This window comes from Palleronia aestuarii, assembly GCF_003253995.1.
Taxonomy (GTDB): domain Bacteria; phylum Pseudomonadota; class Alphaproteobacteria; order Rhodobacterales; family Rhodobacteraceae; genus Palleronia; species Palleronia aestuarii.
The window spans coordinates 149,077-163,533 of sequence record NZ_QKZL01000004.1 but is presented as its reverse complement, the minus strand read 5'-3'; the positions used below and the strand labels follow the sequence as shown (position 1 = coordinate 163,533).

The window sequence follows — 14,457 nt, the reverse complement described above, 5'->3', positions numbered from 1 at the left end:
CGGAATGGAGACGATCATTCTCTTTGCGCCCCTTGTCGGTGCGCTGATCTGCGGGTTCGGCTGGCGGTTCATGGGCGAGGTTCCCGCGCAATGGACCGCGACCGGACTCCTCTTCCTCACGGCGCTCCTGAGCTGGATCGTGTTTTTCGGTTTCGACGGAGAGACGCAGCGGATCCAGATCTTGCGCTGGATCGAATCGGGAAGCCTTTCGACGGACTGGGCGATCCGGATGGACCGGCTGACGGCGATCATGCTCGTCGTCATCACCACCGTGTCGAGCCTCGTGCACCTCTACAGCTTCGGCTACATGGCGCATGACGAGAACTTCCGCGACGACGAGAGCTACCGGCCCCGCTTCTTCGCCTATCTCTCGTTCTTCACCTTCGCGATGCTCATGCTCGTGACGGCCGACAATCTCGTGCAGATGTTCTTCGGCTGGGAAGGGGTCGGCGTCGCCTCCTACCTCCTCATCGGGTTCTACTACCGCAAGCCCTCGGCCAATGCCGCGGCGATCAAGGCCTTCGTCGTCAACCGCGTGGGCGATTTCGGGTTCGCGCTCGGCATCTTCGCGATCTTTTTCCTCGTCGATTCCATCAACTTCGAAGACATCTTCGCGGCCGCGCCAGAGCTTGCGCAGACACAGATGAGCTTCCTTTGGCGCGAATGGAACGCGATGGAGGTGATCTGCGTCCTCCTCTTCGTCGGCGCTATGGGCAAGTCGGCCCAGCTCTTCCTCCATACATGGCTGCCCGACGCCATGGAGGGACCGACGCCGGTTTCGGCGCTTATCCACGCGGCGACGATGGTCACGGCGGGCGTCTTCCTCGTCTGCCGGATGTCGCCCCTGATGGAATTCGCCCCCACGGCCACCGCCTTCGTGACCGTGATAGGCGCCACGACGGCGTTCTTCGCCGCGACGATCGGGCTCGTGCAGAACGACATCAAGCGCGTGATCGCGTATTCGACTTGCTCGCAGCTGGGCTACATGTTCGCGGCGGCGGGCGTCGGCGTCTATTCGGCGGCGATGTTCCACCTCTTCACGCATGCCTTCTTCAAGGCGATGCTGTTCCTCGGTGCCGGCTCCGTCATCCACGGCATGCACCACGAGCAGGACATGCGGAATTACGGCGGGTTGCGGCACAAGATGCCCTACACGTTCTGGGCCATGATGATTGGCACGCTCGCGATCACGGGCGTCGGCATCCCGCTTACCCATATCGGTTTCGCCGGGTTCCTGTCGAAGGACGCGATCATCGAGAGCACCTGGGGCGCGCATAGCGGGCCGGGCGTCTATGCCTTCTGGCTTCTCGTCGTGGCGGCGGCCTTCACGAGCTTCTATTCATGGCGCCTCATGTTCCTCACCTTCTTCGGGGATGCGCGCGGCGACCGTCATACGCATGACCATGCGCACGAATCGCCGAAGATCATGCTCGCGCCGCTCGGCGCCCTGGCGCTCGGCGCCGTGTTCTCCGGGATGCTGTGGTTCAACAGCTTCTTCGGCGACGAAGAGGCGGTGGCGAACTTCTTCGGTCTCCCGCATGTCGAGCAGACCGAAGAAGCCGCTGCGGGCGAAGGCGAGGGCGCGTCGTCCGCGGTCGAGGATCTTGCGGAGGGCGATGCCGGCGAGGCCGCCGAGGCGGTGACGGAACCGGAAGCAGGGCCGAGCGAGCACTCGGATTTCGCGGGCAACGCGCCCGGCGTCGGCGCGATCTACATCGCTCCCGACAACCATGTCCTCGACGAGGCGCACCATTCGCCGGTCTGGGTTGCCGTGTCGCCCTTTGTCGCGATGCTTCTGGGATTAGGAGCGGCCTACATGATGTACGTTCGGCGGACAGACCTGCCGCGCAAGTTCGCGGATAGCCAGCCGGCGCTCTACCGGTTCCTGCTGAACAAGTGGTACTTCGACGAGATCTACAACGCGATCTTCACCCGCCCGTCGAAGGCACTCGGTGCCTTCCTCTGGAAGCGCGGCGACGGTAACGTGATCGACGGGGGTATCAACGGCATCGCGATGGGGATCATCCCGTTCTTCACCCGCCTCGCGGGGCGGGCACAGAGCGGCTACCTCTTCCACTACGCCTTTGCGATGGTCCTCGGGATCGCGCTCTTCATCACCTTGATGACGCTTCTGGGAAGCTGAGACCTTGGATAATCTGCTCTCCATCATCACGTTCATTCCGCTGGTCGCGGCGGGTATCCTCGCGCTCTTCCTCCGCGGCGACGACGCGGACGCGCGCGCCAACGCCAAATGGCTGGCCCTCATCGCGACCACGGCGAGCTTCCTGCTGTCGCTCTTCGTCCTCGCGGGGTTCGAGCCCGGCGCGGGCTTCCAGTTTGTGGAGGAGGGCGAATGGGTCCTCGGCTTCACCTACAAGGTCGGGGTCGACGGGATCAGCGTGCTCTTCGTCCTGCTGACGACGTTCCTGATGCCGCTTGTCATCCTCTCCTGCTGGGAGGTGGAGACGCGGGTGAAGGAATACATGATCGCCTTCCTCGTGCTCGAGACGCTGATGCTCGGCGTCTTCATCGCGCTCGACCTCATTCTCTTCTACCTCTTCTTCGAGGCGGGGCTGATCCCGATGTTCCTCATCATCGGCATCTGGGGCGGTGCAAACCGGATCTATGCGGCGTTCAAGTTCTTCCTCTACACGTTCCTCGGCTCCGTGTTGATGCTGGTCGCGATGGTCGCGATGTACGTGGATGCCGGCACGACGGACATTCCGGCGCTGCTCGGCCATACCTTCTCCTCGGAGACGCTGGACGTCCTCGGCTTCCCGGTCATCGGCGGTCTGCAGACGTTGATGTGGCTCGCCTTCCTTGCCTCATTCGCGGTCAAGATGCCGATGTGGCCGGTGCATACCTGGCTTCCCGACGCCCACGTGCAGGCGCCCACGGGCGGGTCGGTCGTGCTTGCCGCGATCCTGCTGAAGCTCGGCGGCTACGGGTTCCTGCGCTTCTCGCTGCCGATGTTTCCCGTTGCATCCGACCTTCTCGCACCGCTGATCCTCTGGCTTTCGGCCATCGCCATCGTCTACACATCGCTCGTGGCGCTGGCGCAGACCGACATGAAGAAGCTCATCGCCTATTCGTCGGTCGCGCACATGGGCTACGTCACTGCCGGCATCTTCTCCGCCAACCAGCAGGGGATCGACGGGGCCATCTTCCAGATGATCTCCCACGGGTTCATCTCCGGCGCGCTCTTCCTCTGCGTGGGCGTGATCTACGACCGGATGCATACGCGGGAGATCGATGCCTATGGCGGGCTTGTGAACCGGATGCCGGCCTATGCGCTGATCTTCCTGCTCTTCACGATGGCCAATATCGGCCTGCCGGGGACGAGCGGCTTCGTGGGCGAGTTCCTCACGCTGATGGGGATGTTTCAGGCCAATACCTGGGTCGCCGTGGTCGCAACGACGGGCGTCATTCTTTCCGCCGCCTACGGGCTCTGGCTCTACCGGCGGGTCGTGATGGGCGATCTCATCAAGGAGAGCCTGCGCTCGATCACCGACCTGACGCCGCGGGAGAAGTGGATCTTTGCGCCGCTCGTCGCGATGACGCTTCTCCTCGGCGTCTATCCCTCGCTCGTGACCGACCGGATCGGCCCTGCCGTGGGCGATCTGCTCTCCGATTACCAGACCGCGCTGGACGAGGCTGAAGCCTCGACCGCCGTGGCGTCGAATTAAGGGGCATCGATGACCTCCTCCGACTTCTCGCTCCTCCTGCCGGAAATCATTCTGGCGCTGTCCGCGATGCTGGCGCTTCTCGGGGCCGTCTACACCGGGAAGGATCGCCTCGCGCCCATGCTCGTCTGGGCGACGGCCGCTCTCTTCGTGATCGTCGCGGCCTTCGTGGGGTTCTCCGGGAACGGCGACAGGTCGGCTTTCGGCGGCATGTTCATCGACGACGCCTTCGCGCGTTTTGCCAAGGTGACGATCCTGCTGAGCGCCGCCTCGATCCTGATCATGAGCCAGGCCTACATGGAGCGGCGGGGGCTCTTGCGGTTTGAATATCCCGTGCTCGTGATCCTCGCCACGATCGGCATGATGGTGATGGTGAGCGCGGGCGATCTGATGGCGCTCTACATGGGGCTCGAACTGCAATCGCTCGCCCTCTATGTCGTGGCCGCCCTCCGGCGCGACAGCGTGAAGTCGACGGAGGCCGGGCTCAAGTATTTCGTCCTCGGCGCGTTGAGCTCCGGGCTCCTCCTCTATGGCGCGTCTCTGACCTACGGCTTTGCTGGAACGACGCTCTTCAGCGGGATCATCGCGGCGGCGGGCGAGGGCACCGCACCCCTTGGCCTTCTCTTCGGGCTCGTCTTCATCGCCGCCGGTCTCGCCTTCAAGGTTTCGGCCGCGCCCTTCCACATGTGGACTCCGGACGTCTACGAGGGTTCGCCGACGCCGGTGACGGCCTTCTTCGCCACCGCCCCGAAGGTCGCGGCGATGGCGCTCTTCGCGCGTGTTCTCCACGACGCGTTCGGCGGGGTCACGGCGGATTGGCGGCAGGTCGTGGCGCTTCTCTCGGTGGCGTCGATGTTCCTCGGCGCCGTGGCCGCGATCGGGCAGACGGACATCAAGCGGCTGATGGCCTATTCCTCGATCAACCACATGGGCTTCGCGCTCATGGGCCTCGCCTCGGGTACCGCCTTCGGCGTCCAGGCGATGCTCGTCTACATGGCGATCTACGTCACGATGAACATCGGCACCTTCGCCTTCATCCTGTCGATGGAGAAGGACGGTACGCCCGTCGTGCGGATCGACGCGCTGAACTCCTATGCGCGGCAGGCCCCGACGAAAGCGCTGGCGGTCCTCATCCTGATGTTCTCGATGGCCGGCGTTCCGCCGCTCGTGGGCTTCTTCGGGAAGTTCTACGTGCTGACGGCGGCGGTGCAGGGTGGCATGGTCTGGCTCGCCATCCTCGGCGTCATCGCCTCCGCGATCGCGGCCTATTACTACCTCAGGATCGTTTACTACATGTATTTCGGTGTGGAATCCGACGCGCTCGACGGCGGTCGGTCTCCGGTCCTCTGGGGGTTCCTGATGGCGTCCGCGGCGGCGATGGTTCTGGGTGTCGTGAACCTCTTCGGCATCGAGGGCGCGGCGGCAGCGGCGGCAGCGACCCTTGTCAACTGAGCCCGTCTGGCCGGAGGGCTACGAAAAGGTCGTTTTCGACAGCGTCGACAGCACGAACGCGGAGGCATTGCGTGCCGCGCCTGAAATCGAGCGTCCGACCTGGTTCATGGCCTGCAGGCAGGAGGCCGGACGCGGGCGGCGGGGGCGCGACTGGCAGATGCCGGACGGAAACTTCGCGGCCACCCTCGCCATGCGGCCAACGGGAACGGCCGGATGGGCGGCCCTGCGGAGCTTCATGGCGGCGCTGGCGGTCTTCGAAACGCTGGCCCTCTACACGCAACGCACCCGCCTGTCGCTCAAATGGCCCAACGACGTGTTGCTCGACGGCGGCAAGGTCGCGGGGATCTTGCTGGAATCGGCCAGTGCGCCGGACGGGATCGATTGGCTCGTCATCGGCATCGGCGTGAACCTCGCCGCCGCGCCCGAGGGCTTGGAGGATGACGCGTTCCCGCCGATCGCGCTTGGCGGGGACATCGATCCGGAGGATTTCCTCCTGCGGCTTGCCGGGCATTACGCGACGGAGGAGTCGATCCTGGAGCAGCTCGGCTTCGCCCCCATCCGGGAGAAGTGGCTCCGCAACGCCGCGCGGCTCGGCGAGGTCATCACCGCCAGGACGGGATCGGAGGAGGTGACGGGCATCTTCGAGACCGTCGACGAGGCGGGACGTCTGGTCCTCGCGACGGATCACGGCGAGCGCCGGATCGCGGCCGCAGACGTATATTTCTGAGGGCGGTCGTCGATGCTCCTGACAATTGATTGCGGTAATACGAACACCGTCTTCGCCCTCTGGGACGGCAAGGCCTTCCTGCAGACCTGGCGTTGCGCGACCGATGTGCAGCGGACGGCGGACGAGTACTACGTCTGGCTCACGTCACTAATGCAACTGCGTGGACTCGATGAAGTGAAGATCGACGAGGTCGTCGTCTCGTCCGTCGTTCCACGGGTCGTCTTCAACCTCCGCGTTCTCTGCAATCGCTACTTCGATTGCCGCCCGTTGGTCGTCGGCCGCTCCGACTGCGCGTTGCCGATCCCGGTCCGGATCGATCCCGGCACCCAGGTCGGGCCGGACCGCCTTGCCAATTCGGTCGCGGCGCACGACCTCTATGGCGGCGACCTGATCGTCGTCGATTACGGGACCGCCACGAATTTCGATATCGTCGACCGCGACGGTGCCTATATCGGCGGCGTGCTCGCACCGGGTGTGAACCTGTCACTGCAGGCGCTCCACGAGGCGACCGCGGCCTTGCCACTTGTCGACGTGACGATGCCGCCCCAAGTGGTGGGAACGAATACTGTCAACGCCATGCAATCGGGCGTTTTCTGGGGATATATCGGCCTCGTGAGCGAGATCGTCCGGCGCATCAAGGATGAGTGCGGACGCCCCATGAAGGTCATTTCCACAGGCGGGCTGGCGCCGCTCTTCCAGCAAGGTGACACGCTCTTCGACGTGTTCGAGGATAATCTGACGATGCACGGCCTGACCGTGATCCATCGTTTCAACAGGGATTTGCATAAATAAAATGGCGGAAGACAGATTGATCTACCTGCCCCTCGGCGGGGCGGGCGAGATCGGCATGAATTGCTATGTCTACGGATATGGCGCGCCGGACGCCGAACGGCTCATCGTCGTCGATCTCGGCGTGGCCTTTCCCGACATGGAGACGAGCCCGGGCGTCGACCTCATCTTCGCCGATATCGCCTGGCTCGCGGAACGCGCGGATCGGATCGACGGGATCTTCATCACCCATGCGCATGAGGACCATGTGGGCGCGGTCGGCCATCTCTGGTCCCGGCTGCGCGCCCCGGTCTATGCGCGGCGTTTCACGGCCCATCATGCCCGGCGCAAGATGGAAGAGCAGGGTCAGGATCCCGAGAACGTCCGCATTGCCGGCATCTGGCCCGAGACGGTGGAGGCGGGTCCGTTCACCGTGGGCTTCCTGCCCGTGTCCCACTCGATCCCCGAAAGCTCGTCCCTTGTGATCGAGACCAAGGCCGGTCGCATCATCCATACCGGGGACTTCAAGATCGACGTGGCGCCCGGCGTGGGCGAGCCTTTCGACCGTGCACTTTGGACGGAGGCGGCGAAGCCCGGCGTCAAGGCGCTGGTCTGCGATTCGACGAACGTCTTCAGCCGGCACGAGGGCCGCTCGGAATCCACCGTGGGCCCCGAGATCCAGCGATTGGTCGCGGAGCAGACCGGCATGGTCGTGGCCACGACCTTCGCGTCGAATGTCGCGCGCGTGCGCACGCTGGCGGAGGCTGGCGTGGCGAGCGGTCGGTCGGTCTGTCTTCTGGGACGGGCGATGCGGCGGATGATCGAGGCGTCGGTGGAGACGAACGTCCTGTCGGATTTTCCCACCACGGTCAGCCCGGAAGAAGCACGCGATATCCCGCGCGACCACCTCATGCTCATCGTCACCGGCAGCCAGGGCGAAAGACGGGCGGCGAGCGCGCAGCTTTCGCGCGGCAAGTATCTCGGTCTTTCGATGGACGAGGGCGACACGTTCCTCTTCAGCTCCAAGACCATTCCCGGCAACGAGAAGGGCGTGATCCGGATCATGAACGCCTTCTCCGAGATGGGGGTCGATATAATCGATGACGACAATGGCCGTTATCACGTTTCCGGTCACGCTAACCGTCCGGACCTCGCAACGATGCACGAGCTGGTCGCACCGCAGATCGTCATTCCGATGCACGGGGAACACCGGCACCTGCGCGAGCACGTGAAGCTCGCCAGCGCCTCCGGACGTACCGGCGTGCTGGCGCCGAACGGCACCTGCGTTTCGCTGTCCGGCAACAAGCCCGAAATCGTCGAGTTCGTTGAGACGGGCCGAACCTATCTCGACGGCGCGGTGCAGATCGGGGCGCTCGATGGCGTGGTGCGGGACCGAATCCGCATGGCACTCAACGGGCACGTCGTCGTGACGATGATCCTCGACGAGGAAGACGCGCCGCTTGGCGATCCGTGGGTCGAACTGGTAGGCCTGCCGGAGACGGGACGATCGGGTTCCTCGCTGACCGATGTCATGGAAGCCGATCTTGGCCAGTTCCTGCAGCGCGCCAACGACAAGACGCTTCTAGACGACGCGAAGCTCGACGAGGGTCTACGCCGTGTCGCACGCCAGACGGCGCTCGACGAGATCGGACGGAAACCGGAAGTGACGGTGGTAGTCAGCCGCCTGTCCTAACGCGGTGCGTCAGTGGCAGATATAGAGCGCGCCGCCCACGGCGACCGCGCTCACCGCCGCCGCGCCGGCAAGAACGGGCGCGGTGAGCGCGGCGGTCGTCGCGGTGCCGATCCCCGTGCCGAGGCTCGAGAGAAGCGATGTCGCGGATCCGGTGACGATCGCCGCGCCGGAGGCATGGAGTACGGCCGACGTCCGGCTCTCTCCGCGGTCGGCATCCCGGCCGGTCGCGATGTCCACGGCGGTGCCGGCAACGGATTTCACCCCGCCCGCAGCGGCATTCACCCGATCGCAAGTCGTCGCGGCACAGCGCCCGCGTCGATCCCGCGTGCCGGGAACGAGAAGATAGCCTTCGGTATCATCCTCGAAGAGGCAGTAGGCCGCGATCTCGTCCGCGGGGACGGTGTCGGAGAGGTAGGCGATCAGGGTTTCGGTACCGCAGGACGGGCGGCTGCCCGTAACCCGGCGCAATCCCAGGGCAGGCCAGCCGGTCACCCGTTCGCGAAGGCCTGGACGCTCCCGAGGGGCATCGAGGCTTTCGCGGTCAATCTCGATCACACTGGAATTCACGCGCGCGGCGCAGACGTCCTGTGCCGGGGCCGGCAGAGCCGCGAGGCAAAGGAACGCTGCGAGAGGTAGTAACTTCGGTGCCATGCCGCAAACGTGGCCCGAAGCTGGTAAAGAATGCCCTAACGCGGATCGGGCCGATCAGCCCGCGAGGCGCTCCTCGAAGCTCTTCTCGATGAAGGAGGGCATGTGATCGCCCATGCCGACAACGGAGGAGTCCCGACGGGAGCCACGCCGCGGTCCGCGATCGGAAGCCCTGGGTGTATCGTCGACACGCTCCGCGACAGGCGCCTCTTCGGCAGGGGTGTCCTCGGCTGCAACCTCGACTTCGGCCTGGGGCTTGGTCGCCGGTGCCGCATCGACCGTTTCGGGCTTGCGCCGGGACCGTCGCGGTTTGCGACCTTCTTCCGCTGCGCCGCCGTCGTCCACGGACGTCTCGGAAACTCCCGAGGCCAAAGGATTTTCCAAACGGGGCACTTCCTTTTCAAGGAGCTTCTCGACGTCCTGAAGATTGGCTTCGTCGGAAGGAACGCAGATCATGATTGCCTTGCCGTCGCGACCGGCACGGCCCGTCCGGCCGATGCGGTGCACGTAATCCTCCGAATGGGAGGGCACGTCGAAATTGAACACGTGGCTCACCGCAGGAACGTCGAGACCCCGCGCGGCCACGTCGGAGGCGACGAGGAAGCGCAGATCGCCGGCACGAAACCCGTCGAGCGTCCGCGTCCGCTGCGATTGATCGAGATCGCCATGGATCGGGGCGGCGTCGTAGCCGTATTTCTTCAGCGACTTGGCGACGATATCGACGTCGGACTTGCGATTGCAGAAGATGATCGCGTTCGTCAGCCGATCGCCTTCAGCATCGACGAGGGCACGCAGGAGCTTGCGCTTCTCGCTCGCCTGCCGGTCCTTCCGGCTGCCCCGGAAGAGAACGACACCCTGTTCGATCGTCTCCGACGCGGTGGCCTGGCGCGCCACTTCGACCCGTTTCGGGTTCGACAGGAAGGTGTTGGTGATCCGCTCGATCTCCGCCGCCATCGTGGCGGAGAAGAAGAGGGTCTGCCGCGTGAACGGGACGAGGGAGAAGATCCGCTCGATATCGGGGATGAACCCCATGTCGAGCATCCGGTCGGCCTCGTCCACGACCATGATCTTCACGTCCGACAGAAGCAGCTTGCCACGTTCGAAGTGATCGAGAAGACGGCCGGGCGTCGCGATCAGCACGTCGACGCCGCGGTCGATGAGTTGATCCTGCTCCTTGAACGAGACCCCGCCAATGAGAAGCGCTTTGGTGAGCTTCACGTGCTTGGCGTAAGTATCGAAGTTCTCCGCCACCTGCGCCGCGAGTTCACGGGTCGGGGCGAGGACGAGGGAGCGCGGCATCCGCGCCTTGGCCCGTCCGCGCGCGAGTTGCGTGATCATCGGCAGCGTGAAGGAGGCCGTCTTGCCGGTACCGGTCTGGGCGATCCCCAGAACGTCGCGCCCTTCGAGCGCGGCGGGAATCGCTTCCGCCTGGATCGGCGTGGGTGTGGTGTACCCGGCTTCGTCGATGGCTTTCTGGACCTTGGGGCCCAGCTTCAGATCAGAGAATTTGGTCATACGGTTCCGCAGGTAAATGCGGACCATTCTTTGCCCGCGCGTCTGTGGGAAACGGCTCGTCCGACTTCGCGGCGGAGCCTCGGAATTTCCCGATTTCGGGTCAGTACAGCAAATGCGCGTTCACGTCAACGCGTTAGGGCGCCGAAGCGGGGTGCTGGAAGAAGACGATCGCCCACCCCGCGCGGACCCGCCGCGTTCGAGACCCGCTGGAGATCGCGGCTCGAGCGAGACGGCATCCGTTCGGCGGTCAATGACCCGTCCCAGTCTCTAGCCCATCATCTCCTTCGTCGCGGTCAGGCGGACGTCGGGATGATCACGTGCGACGCGGTCGATGTCCCATTGCAGCCGCGTGAGATACACGATGTCGTCGTCGTTATCCCGCGCGATATGGCCCTTGTTGGCCTGTACGAAGCGGTCGGTCGCATCGGCAGGGCCGGAGACCCAGCGTGCGGAGGTGAATTGCGATGGCTCGAACCGCACCGGGAGGCCGTATTCCAACTCGATCCGGCTCGCGAGCACCTCGAATTGCAGCGCGCCGACGACGCCCACGATGAAGCCCGATCCGAGCATCGGGCGGAAGACTTTTGCGGCACCTTCTTCGGCGAACTGCATCAGTGCCTTGTCGAGATGCTTGGCCTTCATCGGATCGCCCGCGCGGCAATTCTGCAGAAGCTCGGGGGCGAAGGACGGGATGCCCGCGACGCGCAGCGCTTCGCCCTCGGTCAGGGTGTCGCCGATGCGGAGCTGCCCGTGGTTCGGGATGCCCATGATGTCGCCGGCCCAGGCTTCCTCCGCCAGCTCCCGGTCGGAGGCGAGGAACAGCACGGGGTTCGAAATTGCCATCGGCTTCTTCGACCGCACATGGGTGAGCTTCATGCCGCGCTTGAAATGGCCCGACGCCATTCGGACGAAGGCCACGCGGTCGCGATGCTTCGGATCCATGTTGGCTTGGACCTTGAAGACGAAGCCCGTGACCTTCTCTTCCTCGGGCGCGATCTGGCGCGGCTCGGCCTTCTGCGGTTGCGGCTCCGGGCCGTAGCGGCCGATGCCGTCCATGAGCTCGCGCACGCCGAAGGAGTTGATCGCGGAGCCGAACCAGATCGGGGTCAGCGTGCCGTCGAGCAGTGCCTGGCGGTCGAAGGCCGGCATCAACTCGCGCGCCATCTCCACTTCCTCGCGAAGCTGGGCGAGCATCGCGGGGGGAATATGGTCGGCCATCTTAGGATCGTCGAGCCCGTCGAGCCGCACGGTCTCCGCGACCTTGTTGCGGTCGGCCCGGTCCATCAGTTCCAGACGGTCGCGCAGGATGTCGTAGCAGCCGAGGAAGTCGCGCCCCTGTCCGATCGGCCAGGAGGCGGGCGTGACGTCGATGGCGAGGTTCTCCTGGATCTCGTCGATGATCTCGAACGTGTCCCGCGCCTCGCGATCCATCTTGTTGCAGAAGGTCAGGATCGGCAGGTCGCGCAACCGGCAGACCTCAAAGAGCTTCTGCGTCTGGCTCTCCACCCCCTTCGCGCCGTCGATCACCATGATCGCGGCATCGACCGCGGTGAGCGTGCGGTAGGTATCCTCGGAGAAGTCGCTATGGCCGGGCGTGTCGACGAGGTTGAATCGGAAGGTCTCGAAATCAAACGACATCGCGGAGGCGGAGACGGAGATGCCGCGGTCCTTCTCCATCTGCATGAAGTCCGAGCGCGTGCGCCTCGCCTCGCCTTTGGCGCGGACCTGGCCGGCCATCTGGATCGCGCCGCCATAGAGCAGGAACTTCTCCGTTAGCGTGGTCTTGCCGGCATCGGGATGAGAGATGATGGCGAATGTCCGGCGCCGCGCGATTTCCGGCGGCAGGGCGGGACGGTTATGGGCGCGATCTAGCATGGCGGGGATATAGACGCCGCTGTCGTGCGGCGCAATCTCGCCGGCGATCTGCTTGGCATCGGCGGCACTTCGGGAGAGGATGCGCCGAATGTCACATAGAGGGGATTGGCGATGGATCTGGGCATCAAGGGCAAGAAGGCGCTCGTCACTGCGTCGTCGAAGGGTCTCGGCCTCGGCTGTGCGCGGTCGCTCGCCGCGGCGGGGGTCGATCTGGTGATGAACGCGCGCGGCATCGACGCGCTGGAGGAGGCCGCCGAGGCGATCCGGGATGAATTCGACGTCAAGGTCACGATCGTCGCCGCCGACATCACCAACGAGGACACGCGTGAACAGGTACTGCGCGCGGCGGGCGAGCCCGACATCCTCGTCACCAATGCGGGCGGCCCGCCGCCCGGCGCCTGGATGGAATGGGACCGCGACGACTTTATCGCCGCGCTCGGAGCGAACATGCTGACCCCCATCGCCCTGATGAAGGCCTGTCTGCCGTCGATGATCGACCGCGGATGGGGGCGGGTGGTCAACATCACCTCGCAATCGGTGAAGTCGCCCATTCCCGTCCTCGGCCTCTCGAATTCCGCGCGGGCGGGACTTACCGGCTATGTCGCGGGCACGTCGCGGCAGGTCGCGGGATCGGGCGTGACGATCAACAACCTGCTGCCCGGCATCCACGACACCGATCGCGCGACCTCTCTCGATCAGGGCGTCATGGACGCGGAAGGCATCACGCGGGAGGAGGCGCGCGCGCGGCGGCAGGCCGGGATCCCCGCGGGCCGTTACGGCACGCCCGAGGAATTCGGCGCGGCCTGTGCGTTCCTCTGCTCCGTCCATGCGGGGTTCATCGTCGGGCAGAACCTGCTTCTCGATGGTGGAGCCGTGAACAGCACGCTCTGAGCTTGCGGGTGGTGCCTTCCGAAACAATGGCCTCGAGGGGGGCGGCGGCGGCGGCGGCGGAGAGATCCGCGAAGCCGTTGCGCCTCGACATCCAGTCGCTCAGCAAGGCTTTCGCGGGCCGCACCGTCGTCGACGACGTCACGCTCTCGGTCGCGGCGGGAGAGGTGCTGTGCCTGCTCGGGCCGTCGGGCTGCGGCAAATCGACGACGCTGCGGATGATCGCGGGGGTGGAGACACAGGATCGGGGGACGATCCGTCTCGACGGCCGGGTCCTCTCGGACGGGGTGACGAGCGTGCCGCCCGAAGGTCGGTCGATCGGGCTGATGTTCCAGGATTTCGCCCTCTTTCCGCATCTCAGCGTCACCGACAACGTGGCGTTCGGGCTGAAGGGGCGGCGGGCGGAGACGCACCGGCGGGCCCATCGCCTCCTCGAACGGGTAGGCCTCGCCGCGCATCGCGACGCGTTCCCGCACGAGCTTTCGGGCGGGGAGCAGCAGCGTGTCGCGCTCGCCCGGGCGATCGCGCCGAAGCCGCGCGTGATGCTGATGGACGAACCCTTTTCCGGCCTCGACAACCGCCTGAGGGACGGGATCCGCGACGACACGCTCGACGTTCTGCGGGAAGAGGGGACGGCGGTCCTTCTCGTCACGCACGAGCCGGAAGAGGCGATGCGCATGGCCGACGAGATCGCGCTGATGCGGGGTGGCCGCATCGTGCAGCGCGGCGCGCCCTACAACCTCTACAATTCGCCCCACGACAAGGAAGCCGCGGCGTTCTTCAGCGATATCAACGTCATTCCCGGCGAGGTTCACGGGGCATTGACCGAGACGCCGTTCGGCCAGTTCCTCGCGCCGGGGCAACCCGACGGCACGCGCGTCGATATCGTGATCCGCCCACAACATGTCCGCATCGACTTCGATCGCGCGGGCCGCGGTCCCAATCCCACGGCGCTCGACGGCTCGCCGGCGCGGGCGATCGTGGTGCGGTCCCGGTTCATCGGGAAGGAAAGCCTCGTGGAGTTCCGCCTCGATCTCGACGGTTCCGCGATGAGCGCGATCGTCCCCTCGGTCTTCCTGCCGAAGCCCGGAACGCCGCTATGGCTCATGATCCGGCGTGATCGCTGTTTCGTTTTCCCGAGAAGCTAGATGGTCCGCGTTCGATCAAGGCCGGGCTCACACCGCGTAGCCGAGGACACGACTGACCCC

11 protein-coding genes are annotated in these 14,457 nt (G+C 65.2%); 8 read left to right on the top strand and 3 right to left on the bottom strand.

Translation table 11 applies throughout. From position 1 onward, the window contains the following. Nucleotides 1-4 precede the first annotated feature (4 nt). The 6 genes from nuoL to LX81_RS06615 are packed head-to-tail and all read left to right on the top strand — an operon-like array spanning nt 5 to nt 8,323. Nucleotides 5-2,143, top strand: coding sequence for an NADH-quinone oxidoreductase subunit L (nuoL, locus tag LX81_RS06640; RefSeq protein ID WP_111536516.1), 2,139 nt, complete (start codon nt 5-7; stop codon nt 2,141-2,143). A gap of 4 nt (nt 2,144-2,147) precedes the next feature. After that, nucleotides 2,148-3,686: an NADH-quinone oxidoreductase subunit M gene (locus LX81_RS06635; protein WP_111536515.1), complete on the top strand. Its 1,539-nt coding sequence runs from the start codon at nt 2,148-2,150 to the stop codon at nt 3,684-3,686. Nucleotides 3,687-3,695: 9 nt separating this feature from the next. After that, complete coding sequence (nuoN, locus tag LX81_RS06630) at nt 3,696-5,135, top strand: NADH-quinone oxidoreductase subunit NuoN (RefSeq protein ID WP_111536514.1); 1,440 nt, start codon at nt 3,696-3,698, stop codon at nt 5,133-5,135. Beyond that, the gene (locus LX81_RS06625; RefSeq protein ID WP_111536513.1) at nt 5,125-5,862 is read left to right on the top strand and encodes a biotin--[acetyl-CoA-carboxylase] ligase; all 738 of its coding nucleotides are present in this window, start codon (nt 5,125-5,127) and stop codon (nt 5,860-5,862) included. Before nuoN ends, LX81_RS06625 begins: the two co-directional genes overlap by 11 nt. 12 nt (nt 5,863-5,874) lie before the next feature. Further along, entirely contained in the window at nt 5,875-6,654 is a 780-nt protein-coding gene (locus tag LX81_RS06620) for a type III pantothenate kinase (RefSeq protein WP_111536512.1), read from the top strand. Between the two features lies 1 nt (nt 6,655). Next, the gene (locus LX81_RS06615; RefSeq protein WP_111536511.1) at nt 6,656-8,323 is read left to right on the top strand and encodes a ribonuclease J; all 1,668 of its coding nucleotides are present in this window, start codon (nt 6,656-6,658) and stop codon (nt 8,321-8,323) included. Between the two features lie 9 nt (nt 8,324-8,332). Here LX81_RS06615 and LX81_RS06610 read toward each other — a convergent pair whose 3' ends face one another. From LX81_RS06610 to LX81_RS06600, 3 genes are all read right to left on the bottom strand, one after another. Then, complete coding sequence (locus tag LX81_RS06610) at nt 8,333-8,974, bottom strand: hypothetical protein (RefSeq protein WP_146259402.1); 642 nt, start codon at nt 8,972-8,974, stop codon at nt 8,333-8,335. A gap of 54 nt (nt 8,975-9,028) precedes the next feature. Further along, a complete protein-coding gene (locus tag LX81_RS06605) occupies nt 9,029-10,486 on the bottom strand; it encodes a DEAD/DEAH box helicase (protein ID WP_111536712.1) in 1,458 nt (485 codons plus the stop codon). A 267-nt stretch (nt 10,487-10,753) separates the two neighbouring features. After that, entirely contained in the window at nt 10,754-12,361 is a 1,608-nt protein-coding gene (locus tag LX81_RS06600; protein ID WP_111536509.1) for a peptide chain release factor 3, read from the bottom strand. 111 nt (nt 12,362-12,472) lie between these two features. Here LX81_RS06600 and LX81_RS06595 point away from each other — a divergent pair, with 111 nt between their 5' ends. Beyond that, the gene (locus LX81_RS06595) at nt 12,473-13,252 is read left to right on the top strand and encodes an SDR family oxidoreductase (protein ID WP_111536508.1); all 780 of its coding nucleotides are present in this window, start codon (nt 12,473-12,475) and stop codon (nt 13,250-13,252) included. A 26-nt stretch (nt 13,253-13,278) separates the two neighbouring features. Beyond that, a complete protein-coding gene (locus LX81_RS06590) occupies nt 13,279-14,397 on the top strand; it encodes an ABC transporter ATP-binding protein (protein ID WP_111536507.1) in 1,119 nt (372 codons plus the stop codon). Nucleotides 14,398-14,457: the final 60 nt, after the last annotated feature.